The organism is Deinococcus sp. Arct2-2, from assembly GCF_004801315.1.
Lineage (GTDB): Bacteria > Deinococcota > Deinococci > Deinococcales > Deinococcaceae > Deinococcus.
In genome coordinates, this window is sequence record NZ_SSNW01000024.1 from 43,035 (window position 1) to 59,593 (window position 16,559).

At 65.6% G+C, this 16,559-nt stretch carries 8 protein-coding genes and 1 pseudogene; all 9 read left to right on the top strand.

From position 1 onward, the window contains the following. Positions 1-220 precede the first annotated feature (220 nt). On the top strand, positions 221-2,263 hold the full coding sequence (locus E7T06_RS11600; protein WP_136365949.1) for a putative baseplate assembly protein: 2,043 nt from the start codon (positions 221-223) through the stop codon (positions 2,261-2,263). After that, positions 2,260-3,216 carry a phage tail protein gene (locus tag E7T06_RS11605; RefSeq protein WP_136365950.1) on the top strand — a complete coding sequence of 319 codons (957 nt, stop codon included), beginning with the start codon at positions 2,260-2,262 and terminating at the stop codon, positions 3,214-3,216. Before E7T06_RS11600 ends, E7T06_RS11605 begins: the two co-directional genes overlap by 4 nt. Next, complete coding sequence (locus E7T06_RS11610; RefSeq protein WP_136365951.1) at positions 3,213-7,259, top strand: FHA domain-containing serine/threonine-protein kinase; 4,047 nt, start codon at positions 3,213-3,215, stop codon at positions 7,257-7,259. The genes E7T06_RS11605 and E7T06_RS11610 overlap by 4 nt, the downstream gene beginning before the upstream one ends. A gap of 96 nt (positions 7,260-7,355) precedes the next feature. Then, positions 7,356-7,940 carry a hypothetical protein gene (locus E7T06_RS11615; RefSeq protein ID WP_136365952.1) on the top strand — a complete coding sequence of 195 codons (585 nt, stop codon included), beginning with the start codon at positions 7,356-7,358 and terminating at the stop codon, positions 7,938-7,940. Next, a complete protein-coding gene (locus E7T06_RS11620) occupies positions 7,937-9,622 on the top strand; it encodes a VgrG-related protein (RefSeq protein ID WP_136365953.1) in 1,686 nt (561 codons plus the stop codon). Before E7T06_RS11615 ends, E7T06_RS11620 begins: the two co-directional genes overlap by 4 nt. A 23-nt stretch (positions 9,623-9,645) precedes the next feature. After that, positions 9,646-10,311: a hypothetical protein gene (locus E7T06_RS11625; RefSeq protein ID WP_136365954.1), complete on the top strand. Its 666-nt coding sequence runs from the start codon at positions 9,646-9,648 to the stop codon at positions 10,309-10,311. After that, the gene (locus E7T06_RS11630) at positions 10,301-10,780 is read left to right on the top strand and encodes a DUF3592 domain-containing protein (protein WP_136365955.1); all 480 of its coding nucleotides are present in this window, start codon (positions 10,301-10,303) and stop codon (positions 10,778-10,780) included. Before E7T06_RS11625 ends, E7T06_RS11630 begins: the two co-directional genes overlap by 11 nt. Before the next feature lie 162 nt (positions 10,781-10,942). Continuing rightward, on the top strand, positions 10,943-12,118 hold the full coding sequence (locus E7T06_RS11635; protein WP_136365956.1) for an RNA-guided endonuclease TnpB family protein: 1,176 nt from the start codon (positions 10,943-10,945) through the stop codon (positions 12,116-12,118). Next, a pseudogene (locus E7T06_RS11640) lies at positions 12,105-16,559 on the top strand (hypothetical protein); the annotation flags it as partial. The gene E7T06_RS11635 and the pseudogene E7T06_RS11640, both read left to right, overlap by 14 nt.

The following is a 16,559-nucleotide window of genomic DNA, read 5'->3' on the forward strand; positions in this document are numbered from 1 at the left end:
CCCCACTCCGTTTCCTCATGCCAGAGCGCGTTGCTCTGTGTCGCTACCCTCTGTGTTCTTACCGTCTAGCCAAGCTAAACTCAGCTCTTCTGTCACCCCCACGCTTTTCCCACTCACCACTGACCCCCTGCCAAGAACAACACGCCTTGTCCCGTCTTTCCCGCTGTCCCACCTGCTCTGTTCTCGCCGTCTGGCCCCCACCAGACGCGGAGGTTCGTAAGTGCCCCTGCCCACCGTGAATCTGGATGACCGCCGCTTTGACGACCTGCTGGACGAGGCCAAGCGCCTGATTCCGGTGTACTGCCCCGAATGGACGGATCACAACGCCTCTGACCCCGGCATTGCCCTGCTGGAAGTCTTCGCGTGGATGACCGACCTGATGCTGGCCCGCGTGAATCAGGTGCCGCAAAAAATGTTCATCACGTTTCTGGAGATGATCGGGCTGCAACTTGACCCGCCGCGTGCGGCCACCGCGCCCGTGACCTTTTACCTGAGTGCGCCGCAAGACACGCCGCTGATGATCGCCGCAGGCACCGAAGTCGCCACCATCCGCACCGAGGTTTCGGAGGCCACCGTCTTCAGCACCGAGCAACCGCTGACGGTGCGCCCGCCCGAACTGCTGCACGTGTACGGCGCCAACACCGTGTCGGCAGACAACCAGTTCGTGCGGCACGATCTGGGCCGCCTGAGCCTGCCGGGCCAAAAATTCCCCGTGTTCAGCCCGCAGCCTGTGCCCGGAGACGCTTTCCTGTTGGCGTTTGGCGCAGACCTGAGCCACCATGTGCTGGCGCTGGTGCTGACGGTGGAAGTGGCAGGCGGGGCCGGGGTGAACCCGCAGGAGCCGCCCTTTGTCTGGGAGGCGTGGCAAGGCGGGGCGCAGCGTTGGGTGCCCTGCGAAGTGGAATACGACGGCACGGCGGCCTTCAACGTGCCGGGAGAACTGATTTTGCGCCTGCCCACGCTTCAGGAAGGCGAGTTTTTCGGGCAGGTGGGCTACTGGCTGCGCTGCCGCCTGACCAGCGAACAAAACTATTCGGGCTACAAGGTCAGCCCAGACGTAGAGGCGATCCGGGCCGAGTCGCGGGGCGCGACGGTGGCTGCCCGCCACGCCACCGTCGTCTACGGCGAACTGCTGGGCGAGAGCGACGGCAACGCGGGGCAGACCTTCAAGCTGATGTACGGCCCGGTGTTGTCGCCCGAAGCGGATCAGGACGTGCTGGAAGTTTTTGAACGGCCCGGTTCGGATCGGCAGGGCGAGACGACCGCCTGGACGCCCGTGACCGATTTCAGTGATTCGGGGGCCGATGACCGCCATTTCCGGCTGGATTTGCAGGACGGCACCGTGACTTTTGGCCCCACCCTGCTGCAACCCGACGGCAGCGTGTACCGCTTCGGGGCCGTGCCGCCCGCCGGAACGGGGCTGCGGATGCGGCGCTACAGCTACAGCGGCGGCGTGCTGGGCAACGTGCCCGAACGCACTCTGAGCGTGCTGAAATCCAGCATTCCGTATGTGGCGCGGGTGGTGAACCACAAGCCCGCCACCGGGGGCCGCAACGCGCAGTCCCTAGAAGACGCCATTCAGCGGGTGCCGCGCATTCTGCGAACCCGTACCCGCGCCGTGACCCGCGACGATTACGAATTTTTGGCCGAGCAGATGGACGGCGTGGCCCGCGCCCGCTGCCTGACCGCCAACACGGTAGCGAGTGCCGCCAGCTATCCGGGCAACCTGCGGGCCGTGCAGGTGCCTGCCGGACGGGTCACGCTGGTGGTGCTGCCCGCGCTGCCGCCCGCCTCTGACCCGGCAGGCAAGATTGCGCCGGAATCGCTGACCCTGTCGGCGGAACTGAGGACGCAGGTGCAAGCGCTGCTGGATGACCGCCGCCCGATTGGCACCATTTTGGAGCTGAGGCAGCCGCAGTACGTGTGGCTCAGCGTGACCGCGACCTTGCGGGCCAACAGTGGGGCCAGCCGGGGCGAGCGCGAGAGCTTACGCCGCGCCGCCGAAGCCGCCCTGTACGCCTACCTGAATCCCTACATGGGCGGCCCGGAAGGTACGGGGTGGCCCTTTGGCCGCACGCTGGGGATGCCCGAGCTGTACGGCTTACTACGGGGCCTGCGCGGCGCGGAAGTGGTGGAAGACATTCAGGTGGTGCTGACCGAACCCGGCCAACCGCAGCAGCATGAGGCCGTCGCGGGCAGCCTGAACCTGCCGCCGCAAGCCGTGATCGTGTCCGATATTCACCGGGTGGAGGTGGAGGGATGACCGGGCCGGAGCAAGCGGCACCTGCACCGAACGGCGGGCAACTGAGCGTGCGGCGCGGCGGCGAAACCTTGCGGGCCGTGGCGCTGGAAATGCGCCTGCTGTCGCTGGGACGCACCCCCGACAACGGCCTGCCCCTGCCCGACGCGGGTGTGGCTATTCGGCACGCGGAACTGGCCCGCGACGACAGCGGGCAACTCGTGCTGACCGATTTGGGCAACAACTCCACCTTCCTGAATGGCCGCCGCCTGCAAGCCCACGCCCCCACCCTGATCGAGGCTGGAGACGAAATTCAGATCGGCCCTTTTTCCCTGACCTACAGCGCCGACGCCGCGCCCGCTCCGCTGACGGTTGCGGCCACGGCCAGCACCCCTGCCCGCGAGGAGTTGCGGCTGCATCCGCTGCGGCCTGCGCGGGTGCCGCAGCGTCCGCAACTGCTGTCTGCGGGGGCCAGCAGTTATCTGGGCTACCTGCCCGCCCTGTTCGAGGAATCCGATTTCGCGGGGCGCTACCTGCGCATCTTCGAGAACCTCTGGGAGCCGCTGCAACACCGCCAAGACCATCTGGCGCTGTACTTTGATCCGCGCACCAGTCCGCCCGAATTCCTGAATTGGCTGAGCGGCTGGCTGGGCCTGAGCTTAGATGACCGCTGGCCCGAACAGCGGCGGCGCGAGTGGGTGCGCGAATCCATGACCCTGTACCGCTGGCGGGGCACGCGCTACGGCCTCACGCGGGCGCTGGAAATCGCCTGCGGCGTCACGCCCGCGCTGGAAGAAGACGGGAATCGCCCCCATCACATCAAGGTCGTGGTACCCGAAGACCCGCACGAAACGCCCGCCGAACAGATGCAGCGGCGCGAACTGGTGGCCGACATCGTGAGCCAGCACGCGCCCGCGCACGTGCAATATCAACTGGAATTCGTGACCCTCATGCCCGCAGTGGGGGCCAGCCAATGACGACCTCACGCATCATGGCGCAGTACCAACTGCTGCGCTCGCTGGGGGCGGGCTGGCTGGGCGAGGTGCATGCCGCCACCGACCTCGATGACGGCAAAACCTACGCCGTGCGCGTGTTGGCCGACGCGAATAAAGCTCAGGCGCACCTGTTGGTTCAGTTGGAAGGCCTGCTGACCAAGGTCATGTCGCTGAACCACCCCCACATCCTGCCCGCCGAGCCGCCCAGCGAGCGCGACCACCGGGTGTTTTACCGGATGGTGCTGGCCGAACGCGGCTCCTTGCGCCAACTGCTGCAATTTCAGAGCCGCGCACAGGAACCCACCGACCTGCCCGTGTCGCTGGACATCGTGCGGCAGGCGGCCTCCGGGCTGGCCTACGCGCACGGGATGGGCCTGATGCACGGCAACCTCAAGCCCGAAAACCTGCTGCTGCAACCCGGCAAGGCCCTCTTGGGACGCGGCGGTTACACCGTGCAGCTCAGCGATTTTGGACTGGCAGACCTCAGATCGGCCAGTTACGGCAGCCACGAACAGTTGGGCAGCAGCCTGACTTACCTCAGTCCGGAGCAGTGCCGGGGCGTGCAGGGCGACCCCCGCAGCGACCTGTACGCGCTGGGCGTCATGCTGTACGAACTGGTCACGGGCATGGTGCCCTTCGAGACCCGCACCGCCGCCGAAGCCTTCGAGCGCCACCAGTACAGCGCCGCCGTGCAGCCCAGCCGCCTGCGTCCCGGCCTGCCCGAAGAGGTGGAAGAACTGATCCTGACCTGCCTCGCCAAGCGGCCCGAAGACCGGCCTGCATCGGCGGCGGCGCTGGAACAGTCTTTGCAGGCCATCATCAACCGGATGCTGCCCAGGGGGCCGGAACCCACGGTGGTGCTGCCGCCGCTGGCACAGGTGCCCCCCAAACCGCAGGTAGAGCCGCCCACTGACCGCTCTCCTCATCCCCGCCTGCTCATTTACGGCGAAGACCGCCAACTGCTGCGCCACGAGGTCTTGCCCAACCCCACCGCCACCATCGGGCGCGGCCCCGGCAACGACGTGGTGCTGGATCACGCGGGCATTTCTCGCCATCACCTGAGCTTAGAGTTCCGGCCCGGACAGGTACTCGCCACCGACCTGAACGCCACCAATCCCAGCGTGCTGGACACCCTGCCGCTTCCGGCCATGACCCCAGCGACGTGGCCGTATGGGGAACTGCTGTATGTGCGCCCGTACTGGCTGTACCTGCACGCGCCGTACACGGTGGCTCCTCAGCCGCGCATCGTAGTGAATCCGGCGGTGCTGGAACTGACCCTGACCCCCGGCGTGCCCACCGCCCTGCCGCTGGTGCTGGCGAATACCGGGCGCACGGTGGATCACTTCCGGCTGAGTGTAGAAGGCGTGCCGGATCACTGGATTCAGAACGCCCATTTTGAGGTGCAGCTGAACCCCGGCACGCAGGGGCCAGCCACCTTGCAGATCGTGGTGCCTCGCGTGCCCGACGCGCTGGCCGGAGAGTACACGGCGACGGTGGTGGCCCGCTCGCGTGAGAACCCACAGGAGATGGGCCGCGCCGAGATGCGCTGGACGGTGCTGCCGTACTTTGAGACGGAGGCGACCATAACGCCGGGGCTGCGGCGGGCGTGGTTCCGCACCCGCTACGACCTGAGCGTGACCAACGGCGGCAACGCGCCCCTGCTGTACTCGCCCACCATTTCCGACGACGAGGACGCCGTGAGGCTGCTGCCGCGCTGGCAAGAAGTGTTTGCCATGCCCACCAGCGGCAACCTGAGCAACATCGTGAACCTGCGGGCGGTGCTGTCGGGCATCTGGATGCGGCTGCGCGAGGGCATCGGCAAAATCCGGGTGGACAACTTCGTGGGCAATGTGCCCGCCGACCCCGGTCAGGGCATCGGCCAACAGATGAAGGTACGCCTGCCCATTCGCTGGATCGGCACGACCACGCACCGCACCCTGAAAGTGATGGTGACGGCTGACCGCCATCCCCCCGTGCCCGCGCTGGCCCGCCTGCAACACAATCCGCTGATTCCGCTGTGGATGCTGCCCGTGCTGCTGGTGCTGCTGGGCTTGCTGGGCTGGTGGGTCACGCGCCCGCCCGAAATCACGGCCTTTGCCCTGAAAGGAGCCGCCCCCCTGACCGGGCAACCCTTCGTGCTGAACTGGGACACCACCGGGGCACGCAGCGTGCGCCTGCTGCCACAGGAAGCGGGCAAAAACGCCGCGCTGAAAGGCGCGGGCGAACTGAGCCTGCCCGGACTCACGCAGGCCAATACCTATACGCTGGTGGCACGCGGCTGGCTGCGCGAATCCCGGCGCGACCTCACGGTTGCCCCCAAACTGCGGGCCGCCGAAATCCGGGTGTTTACGGTCAGTCCGGCCAGCGGCAAAATCGGCAAGCCCATTACGGTGGCGTGGGACGTGACCAACGTGGAGCGCGTGCAGCTTGAACCGTTCGGGACGGTGGCCGCCAAGGGCAAGCAAAGTTTTACCCTCACCAAAGACGTGACCGTGCGCCTGCAAGCCGATTCGGGCGGCGGCCCGGTGTCGCGCAGTACCGACGTGACCGTGTTGCCGCCCAGCGTGGCCCAGTTCGATCTGTCGGCCCAAACACTGACCGCCGGACAGACCGCCACCCTGCGCTGGAACGTGCTGAACGCCACCAGCGTCACGATTGACCCGATTGGCCCGGTGCCGCCGCAGGGCAGCGTGCCGGTGTCGCCCACCCAGAACACCAGCTACGTGCTGAAAGCCAGCAACGGCCTAGAGGACGTGCAGGCCACCGCCGCCCTGACCATCAGCGCCCGCCCGCCCAAGATCACGGGCTTTTCGGTGTCGCCGGACACGGTGGATGTGGGCGGCACTGTGACCGTGACGTGGAGTACCAGCGACGCCCAAACTGTGCAACTGACCACTGCTTCGGGCACGCAGTCGTTGCCCACCAGCGGCTCTCTTCCTATCTCTGCGCCGGGGCAGTCGGGCGTGTTTACCCTGATCGCCACCAACGCTTCGGGCCAACAAGACACCGTGTCGGCGGGCGTGAATGTGCTGGAGCCGACGCCGATTGTGATTACGCCGCCGCCTGTGGTAGAGCCGCCGCCCATTCCTGATCCAGTTCCTGACCCCAAGCCTGTGACGCCCGCCGTCGTTGTTCCTCCGACGCCCCCTGCTGCGGTCACACCTCCTCCGGTTGCTCCCCCAACCACCACGCCCCCCACACGTCCCACCGCCCGCGCCGCGCCGCCCCTGCCGCGCCCCAGCATCGGCTTTACCGTGCCCCCTGCGCCCGCCAGAATCGTGGGGTTCCGGGTAGATAAGGCCAAGATCACGGGGCCGCAGCAGGTCACGCTGATCTGGCAGGTACAGGGCGTGAACACGGTGAGGATTCAGCCGCTGATCGGGCCACTGGCAGGCCGCCGCTTTCCTGCATCGGGCCGCGTGGTACTGCGTGTGGCCGCCGACAGCGCCTATACGCTGTTGGTGGGCGAAGGCGAGCGCCCGCTGAAGGCCACCGTGAACGTGGATTACACCGCCCCGCGTGTGGTGGCCGTGACACCGCCCCGGCCTCTCCCGGTTCCACCCCCTACACCAACGCCGACGCCAACTCCGACGCCCACCCCCACACCAACCCCGACACCCACGCCCCGGCCTGTTCCAACCACGCGCCCCACGGCTCCGGTCCGTGTGACCCCCACCCCCGTTCCCGCCGCCCCACACGAACTCGACGGCCTCTGGCAACACAGCTTCGGCAGCATGTCCCTGAAAATCAACCGCACCCGCGTCACCGGAACCTTCAATTTTGGCGAGCGGCGCGACGGCGTGCGCGGCACCATCACGGGTTCGGTGTTCGGCAGCCCCGGCAGCTACACCGTCAATGCCCGCGTGACCGTGCCAGAGGGAGAGGCGGACGCCAATAATATTTCCTTCGTGGTTCGCTTCAGCCCCGATTCCAAGTCGTTTGCTGGCCCCTACAGCGAGCGCCGGGTCAGCGAGCGCTGGTGCGGCTGGCGGCCCAACACGCCCAAACCGCAGGATTGCCGGTGAACAGGGCGAGTGGGCTGTCGGAAGACATCAGTTTTGACGAAGATTCCTCGGCCACCGCGCCTTTCCTACGCTCCACTCTCCTCAGGAGGTTTCCCCATGTCCGACGGACAACTCGCCAAAGCGCAAATTATTCGCCTCGAACCCAGCCGACTGGTGATTCCCTGCATGTTCAATCCCAAGGAATACACCATCACCAAAAACGTGAACTGGGGACAGGCCGACAACAGCACCAAAGACGGCGCAGACCTGACCTTCGGCGGCGGCAACACCAGCAATATGGCGCTGGAACTGTTTTTTGACACCTACTATGACCGCCTCTCCGAAACGGTGGTAGAAGACGTCCGCACCCACACCGATAAAATCTGGAACCTGACCTATATCGATGAAAGTTTGCGCGACCCCAAGACCAAGAAAGGCCGCCCGCCCACCATCCTGTTCGTGTGGGGCAAAACGTGGCTGTTCGAGGCCGTGATCGAGAGCATGGAGCAGCAATTTACGCTGTTCATGCCCAACGGAATGCCGGTGCGGGCCGTGGTGAAATTACAGCTCAAGCAGGCCGACAACGGCAAACTCAAGCCCGGCGGCAGCGCCAGCACCTACCACATCAGCGAGCAGTACCGCAGCGCGGCGCAGGCCAGTCGGGGGGCCGCCGATTTGCGGGGGAACCGGAAAAACCAATGACCGCCAGTTCCCCGACTTCGGGCACGCCATCTGCCAGCAACGTGCGCGGCGCGGTGGCACAGCTGTACCTGACGCTGGACGGCCAAACGCCGCCCGCTGAACTGATGCAGGCCCTTCAGGAAGTGGTGGTAGACAGCAGCCTGACCCTGCCCGACAGCGCCACCGTGACCTTCCGGGACGCCAGCATAGATCTGATCGACAGTGACCGCCTGAAACTGGGGGCCAAGCTGGAAGTCAAGGCTGCCGTGCAGCGCGGCGGCGAACAGGAAGCCATTTTCCGGGGCGAAATCGTGGAGGTGGAGCCGCAGTTCGAGGGGCACACCCAGACCCTGACCGTGCGGGCCTTTGACCGCCTGCACCGCTTGGCACGCGGCACCCAAACCCGCTCTTTTCAGAATGTGACCGACATGGACTTGGTCCGCAAAATCGCCTCGGAACTGGGCCTGAAAGCCGAAGTGGGCGAGGCGCGGGCGGTGCACGAGTACGTGCTGCAACACAACCAGTCCAATCTGGCGTTTCTGCGGGGGCGGGCGGCGCGGCTGGGCTTCGTGCTGTACGTGGAGGGCGACACGCTGCACTGCCACGCGCCCAAAGGGGAAGGCACCTTGGAGCTGCGCTGGCGCGAAAATCTGAGTTCGTTTTTGCCGCGTCTGAGCAGCCTCGATCAGACCAGCCGAACCACCGTGCGCGGCTGGGATCCGCAGAAAAAGCAGGCGGTGGTGGCGCAGGCCGAGCGCGGGCAAGGGCAAGCGCAGGTGCAAGACCCGACCCGCAGCGAGCAGGTCAGCCAGAATGCTTTTAATCTGCCCGCCCCGGAAACCCAGAGTGGCACAGTGGTTCGGCAGCAGGGCTACGCCGACGCGATGGCGCAGGCCAGCCGCAATCGCCGCGCCGAGGGACTGGTGGAAGCCACCGGAACCTGCGGGGGAACGCCGCGCCTGACCGCCGGAACCACCATCAAAATTACGGGCGTCGGCACGCGCTTCGAGGGCGAATACGTGACCTCCAGCGTGCGTCACCGCTACCGCACCCAGCAGGGCTACATGACCGAATTCACCATTTCGGGTGGGCGGGAAGAGGGCGTGGCGGCGATGTTGGGCGGCTCCAGCACAGCGTCCGGGGCGGGGAGCGGCGGAAATACAGGCGGCGACCAAACCGGATTCATGATCGGCATCGTGACCAACAACGACGACCCGCAGGGGCAAGGCCGCGTGAAGGTCAAGTTTCCGGCCCTGACCGAGAAAGACGAAAGCGACTGGGCGCGGGTGGTCAGCGTAGGCGGCGGCCCCACACGCGGCGTCATGTTTACGCCCGAAGTGAACGACGAAGTGCTGGTGGGCTTCGAGCAGGGCGACATCCACTTTCCCTACGTGCTGGGCGGCCTCTGGAACGGCAGCGACGCCCCACCCAAAGCCAAGGGAGAGGTGATCAAAAGCGGGCGCGTGACCAAGCGCATCATCCGTTCGCGGCTGGGCCACGAGATCATTCTGGACGACAGCGACGGCAGCCCCAGCATTCTGCTGAAGGACAAGAGCGGCAACGAAGTCTTGATCGATTCCAAAGCCAACCTGATCAAGATCAGCAGCAAGGGCCGCGTGGAAATCAGCGCCCAGAGCGGCGTGAAGATCGACGGCGGCGGCGGCAACGTGGACGTGAAGGGCACTTTGATCAACCTGAACTAGTCTGGACGGAAGGAGACTCCCCCATGAGCATTCACCCTGACCCCACTTCTGGCCTGCTGCTGACCGACCCCGTGAGCGGCGCGGTGTTCCGGTTGCCTGCCCGCCCGGATGAACTTGAGCAGCCTGCGGCGGCAGACTGGAGAGAAGTGCTGGACGTGTGGGGTGAGGTGTACCGCCTGCCCGCCGGGGCGCTGGCTCCCTACCGGCTCAGCGCGGAACAAGCCGAGGCCGCCGCCGCTGGGCTGCTGGCTGACCCGGAGTATCTGGCCCATCTGGTGCGGGAACTGGGTGTGGGTGAACTGGGAATGGGCGATCTGGGGAACCTGGTAAACGCTCAGACGCCTGAAGCGTTTGCATCAGCAGTGGGCGGCGAGAACTTGGCGGTGGCAGAGACCCGCTTGAGTGCGCTGGAAGAGAGGTTGGCACAGGCAAAAGACGCTTTGGCAGCGGCTCCAACCCTTGTTCAGACCAACGTTCCCAGCGCCCCCGCCGATCCTTCCCAACATTCGGCCATGCTCGCGCTGCTGGGCCTGCTGAGCCGCGTTTCGCCGCAGTGGATTGGGGAAACGTTGGCGGGAAAACAGCGCACACCGCCCGCCGCGCCGCTGTCCATTCCGCTGCCCGCTCTGCCCAGCTTTGAGTACGCCGACCTGCTGGGCCGCCCGCTGGAGGCTGACCGTGAAGGCTAATCTGGCCCTCTGGTTGGGCGGGGCCTGTCTGTTGGCGCTGCTGTTGACGATGCTTTGGCTGCATTTTTCACTGGTGCAAGACTGGCGGCGCACGCAGGCATTAGCGGGGCGCGGCGTGGTGGTGCAAGCGCGGGTGCTGGAGTTCTTATCGGCCCCCGGCCCCCGCAGCCTGATCCCGCAACGCAGCGTGCGCTTTCAGTTGCCTGCGCCGTTGGGACTGACAGGCACCCTTCCGATCAGTGCCGAGGCCGCCCGACAATCCGAACAGACACGCCGGGTGGCCGTGCGCTATTTGCCCGATCAACCCGGAGTGCAAGCGCTTGAGGGCACAGGAGCGCCGCTGACTTTGGGCGCATTGCTGCTGGGCTTAGATCTGTTCGCGGGGTGGGTGGCGTGGCAAGTGTGGGCCTCTGGCCGCCGTGCAAGACACAGGAAACTGGGCCACAGCAAAGAAGGGGTGCGGCAATGACAAAAAGTGACGCGCATGCCGTATACCTGAGTGCGTCTGGCGGCACGCCGTTCGCAGAACGGCCAAGCCGAACCCCCCGATTCTGTGGTAAGTTAAATGAGCAAAGCCCCCGCGTGAGTGGAATCACCGGAGGCGTGGCGAAGCAGTTAAGGGCTGCTCAGCATGAACAAGACTACCACGTCAATCAAGACGTTCAAGTACCGTTTGTACCCAACAAAGACTCAGGAAGCGGCGATGTTTGAGACGCTGCGCCTCACGCGCACCCTCTACAACGCTGGCCTTGAGCAGCGCCGGGAAGCATACCGTAAACAGGGCAAGACGTTGAGTGCCTACACCCAACAAGCCGAACTTACGGCACTCAAAGAAGCCTGTCCTGAGTTTGGAACGGTCTACTCCCATGTCCTCCAAGACGTGTTTGATCGTCTGGACAAGGCGTATAAATCGTTTTTTTCCCGCGTTAAAGCCGGGACGAAGAAGGCGGGGTTCCCCCGCTTCAAACCCCGTCAACGGTGGAACAGCTTCAAGTACAAGCAGTGCTGGGACAACAAAAAAGAAACATGGACAAGTTGCGGCAAGCCCGTAAACGATGGAAAACGTATCTCCGTTCCCAAGATCGGCAACGTCAAAATCAAGCTGCACCGCCCGCTGGAAGGCAAGCCCAAAAGCCTCCAGATCCTATTGGATGTGGATCAGTGGTACGCCATCTATGCCTGTGAGGTTCATAATGTGGCGTTGCCTGCCACCGGAAGCTCAATCGGGGTAGACGTAGGAACTACTTGGTTCGCCATCACCAGCGACGGGGGATTTGTGGAAAACCCGCGCCACCTCGAAGCGGGTCTGAAGAAGCTGCGTGTCCAGCAACGCACGGTGTCTCGCCGCAAGAAGGGTGGCAACCGTAGGCGAAAAGCTGTGCAGTCAGCGGCCAAAACGCACCGCAAAATTCGGCGGCAACGCTTGGACTTCCATCACAAAACGGCCCGCAGCTTGGTCAACACCCACGACCTGATCGCCCACGAAGCGTTGCAGGTGTCCGACATGGTTAAGTCCAATCTTGCCCGGAGTATTGCCGACGTGGGCTGGGCGTCGTTTTTCTCTCTGCTCGCTCTCAAGGCTGAAAGTGCCGGAAAGCGGGCTGTTGCTGTAGACCCCCGCTATACATCGCAGCGTTGCCATGCGTGTGGGCATACCGGGAAGGAGAACCGCATGAGCCAATCCAAGTTTCAGTGTGTGCAGTGCGGTCATACAGCCAATGCCGATGTGAATGCGGCGCAGAACATTCTGGCAAGGGCATTGCCATCAGGTGTTAACGATAGCGGGGTTACGCATGTCGTCGCCTGAGAAGCCTCAGTCTTCAGACTGGGGAGTTGTCACCGGATGGCAAGAGGAACTGAAAAAACGCCGTGGGCAGGGGGAAAACGCCGTCAACGACGCCTCCCGCCTTGTGCCGCAGCAGCCGAACGCAGGCTTTCCCCAATGGGATGAACCCGCCCCAGCCGCACAAACGGGCGCGGTGGGCGGCGCGGCCCAGTTGCAAACGGGAGGGAACGCATTGGGCGGCCTCAGCACACCACCAACAGGCGGCGTACCCGGCTTGGGCAGCGTGGGTGAAACCTCTACCCTTCCTGCTGGCGTAAGAACTGCGCCCACTTCCGGGCCACTGGCCGCGCTGGTGGGGCGCTTGGCGGGGCAATTGCAAGGCCAGCGGCAGGCGCGGGCGGCGTCCGGGGCGCTGGATCAGGGCGCGGAACTGGGCACGCTGAAACAATTGGCGCTGCAACTGGCCCAGCAGTACCGCAGCTTGGGCACGCGGGCCACGCCCACCGACCTCGCCGCCGCCCTGAACGCCCTGCCCGACGCCACTGACCGCCAACAACTGGGCCGCGCTGTGGTGGGCCTGATTTCGGCCATGCGTCCCGGCGAGCGTGCGGCGCTGGAACGGGCAGTGAACGATCCGGCGGCGCTGGTGGCCGAACACGCCAACAGTTCCCCGACTCCCCCAGCGCAAGTGAGCGCCAAAGCTGCCCCCGTCAGCGTGCAGCGGCCTGCGGGCGGGGAGGGAACGAGTGCAGGGGCCGTTGCGGTGAAAGCTCAGGGCAGCGCAATCTCTCCTGCCACACCCGCAAGCGCTCCCGCTCCGGTGGCGGCGAAAGCAACACCTCAAGCGCCTCCCGCGCTCGCCAAGGCTGCGCCCGCCCCGGCCAAAACGCCTGCGCCCACATCCACCCCGCAGGGCAAGCGGACGGCCGCTGCGGCAACTGCTCCTCAGGCCGACGCTGCCAAATCTCCGACCCCCAACGACCTGAAACTGGTCAGTCTGCAGGCCCTAGACGGAAGCGGACTGAATGTACAGCCGACCGCGACGTTGGGCAAAGCCGCTCTTTTCGAGCCGCGTGAATGGGCCAAACTGAAAGCAGCGCGGCAGCAGACAAAGGGCCAGCCAGCCCCAGCAGGAACGCCGCCCGCCACTGTTTCCAACGCTTCCGAAGCACCCAAACAAAAGCGCCAAAGCAAACCGCTTCCCAGCGTGACCGTGAAGGCCGCCGACCTGAAAAAAGAGGCGCAAAAAGACCGCAAAGCCAACCAGAAGGCGCTGACGGCGGCCCTGAGCGCGGCGGCCAAGCAGACGGCGCAAATTGATCAGGCGCGGGCAAGCGGCGCGGCCAAGGTTCAGGGCGCAGCACGGGCAGCAGAAGCCCGGATGGCGGCGGCGCTGAAGACGACAGAAAGCCAGATCGCGGCGGCGGCGAGTGCGGCCACAGCGCGGGTACAGGCCGCCGCCACCCGCAGCACGGCGCAGGTCAACGCGGCCCACCGGGGCACGGTGCAGGGCATCCGGCAAGAGGCGCTGAAGCAAAAGCAAGCGGCGCAGCAAGCGCTCACGGCCCTGAAAACGCAGTTGACGGGTGCGAAAACGGCCCTCGACGCCCGTACCAATGCTGAATTTGGGGCGGCAGCAAGCGGCATGAAGGCGGCAGGCAGCGCGGTGGCGGGGCAGGCCACGGCACTAGGCAACAGCCGCGCCAGCCAGTACGCCGCCGAACCCCTACCCAAGCAAGACGGCTGGGACGATTTCAAGAACGGCGAAGACTTCCCCAAGAACAAGCGGAAAGCCAAAGTCGACGCCGCCCGCGAGGTGGGCAAAAGCTTTGCCGAGAGCTTTACGGCGGCAGGCGCGGAACAGGCCGCCAAATTGCCCCAATCTAAGGGAGCCGTGCTGCAGGGCAACGGGCAACTGTTGGCGCAGTACCTCGTTTCGTTGACGCAGGGTCAGGCGGCGGTGTTGGCCCAGATGGAGGCGGCCCAGCAAGCGGCGATCCGGCAAGCCGACGCCCTGAAAGCGGCGCAACTGGCGGCCATCGCGGCGCAGAAGCGGGCGGCGGTGGCGGGCATCGCGCAGACTCGCAGCGGCTTGCGAACTGGGGCACGCCAGACGGCACGCCAGCAGCAGACGGCGGTGAGGCAGCAGGCCAGCCGCAGTGTCTCGGCCCTGACCACGCAAGCAGCGCAGGCCAAAGCGGGCCTTTCCCGCCAAATTGGGGCGGCACGCACCACCAGCGCCCGGCATCTGGATCAGGATTCGGCCACGTTTGCACGGGGCATGGCCGGATTCTTGGTGCACATTCGGCAAGCCGCGCAGGGGGCTAGCCGGGGCATGACCACCAGCGCGGCGGGCAGCGCGGCCACTTTGACCCGCACAGGAACGCAGGCGGCAGGCAGCCTCACGGCGCTGGGCACGCAGGCCCGCACCGCTTGTACGGCGGCGGCCACCAGCGCCAGCACGGGCCTCACGCAGTTGGCGGCTCGGGCTCAAACCGCATTCAGCGCACAGGGCAAGGCCTACCAGCAGCAGAGTACGGCCCTGCTTACGGGCATTCGGGCCAGTTTCAAGACCACCGCCGAACGCTTTAGGGCCGACACCAAAACAGTGGGCGACAGCCTGAAAGACAAGCTGGGACAGGCCGTAAAGGACTTCCGGGCCGCGCTGGTGGCCGCCAAAGATCAGGGCAGCGGGGGCAACAAGGCCGAAGACCCGACCATTACCGAGAAGGCCAACGCCGCCGCCGAAGCCGTGCAGCCGCGCTGGAAAGCGGTGGTGAGCGTGGTCATCGACATCGTGGTGGCCGTGGTGGTCACGGCGGCCATGATCGCGCTGGCGGCCACCGGCATCGGCGTGGTGGCCCTGATCGGCCTCGGCATCCTGATCGGGGCGGCCAGCGCGGTGGCAGGGCAAGGACTCAAAGACGCTGTAGACGGCAAGTTCAGCGGCTGGAAGACCTACGGCGCGGCGGCGCTGGGGGGAGCCATTGGCGGCGCGTTCGGCGGGGTAGGCGGCGCGGCGGCCACCGTGCTGACCAAAGGCGTGACCACCGCACTGGCCGCACGCGGCGTGGGCCGACTGGCCCAAACGGGCGTCACGCTGGGGATGGAAGGTACCCTCAATACGGGCATCGGCTTGGCGGGCGAGGTCGCCAGCGGCTACGCCAATCAGGGCGTCTTCGGCATCAAGTACGACCTCGGCGCAACGTTTAGCGCCACCAACATCGCCAAGAATCTGGTGACGAACGTGGGCGGCAGCGCGGTGGGACGCCTAGGCCAAAGCCCGCGCATTCAGACCTTCCTGAACGACAAGGTGGGCGGCCTGACCACCCGCTTTCAGACCGAGTTTCCGAACACGGGCCGCACACTCAGCCGCTTTAACGCCCGCCTAGACGATGTGGTGCTGAACAACCGCGCCATAAAGGCGACGGGCGAAACGCTGACCAACTTTGGCACCAAACTGGGCAACATCGGCGGCAAAGGCATGCCCGCGCCGCATGTTCCGCCCCTACCTACGGGGAGTGCGGGCCACCAGAACACGCCCACTCCGCCGGGAGAAACGCCGCCACATTTGCTGGGAGACGGGACGACAGCCGCGCCGCGCACTGCGCCCACGACTGAACCTCTTCCCGCGAGAGAAGTCGCGTCCACAACGGCTCCGGAGCCAACTGCTAGACCCGGCGGCGGCGAATCTGTACCTGCCAACCACCCCACCGCCGACGCCCCGCAGCAGACTGGGCCGAAGCCGCCCGTGTCTGAAACAACCGCTGAACCTGCCCCGGCTGGCCCTGACCGCAGCACCACCCGCGAGCAGTGGAAGGCGCAGCAGCACCAAGAACGCATTCAGGCACGCCAGCAGCGGGCTGTGCAGGAGTTTGACCAGAAGTTGCAGGCCCGTATCAGCGAGTTGCCCGACAGCCCCGCCAAACAAAAGATGCTGGAATACCTGCGGCAAGTGGACGAAATGGACTTTTCCACGCGGGACGATCAATCCAGCTTTTACTCTGGCCCCGGCAACCGCGACATGGCGCTGGATCACCAGAAGCGCGGCGGGGACGCCATTGACGGCACACCGGGCGGCAAGGCGCTGGAGGCATTGGGACTGTACAAGGAATTTGCAACTGACGTCCGCTTGGCCGATTTGGTCTGGATGAAAGCCTCCATGAAGTACGCGACGGGCGCGAGCGGCAACATTCACCTGTTTGTAGACGGCGCGCTGCCCACCCGCGTGTTTGCCACCATCGAGCGGCCCCTGCTGGAAGGCAACCCGCAGGTGGACCGCTGGAACCATTACCCGAATCCAAACCGGGTCAATCCGGCTGAACCCGCCACACCGCAAGCCAGCAGCGAATCTACGCCCGCACCTATCCCTCCCACCGCCGACGCCCCTCAGCAGACCGCGCCGAAGGCTGGCCCTGACCGCAGCACCACCCGCGAGCAGTGGGAAGAGACCGCGCACCAA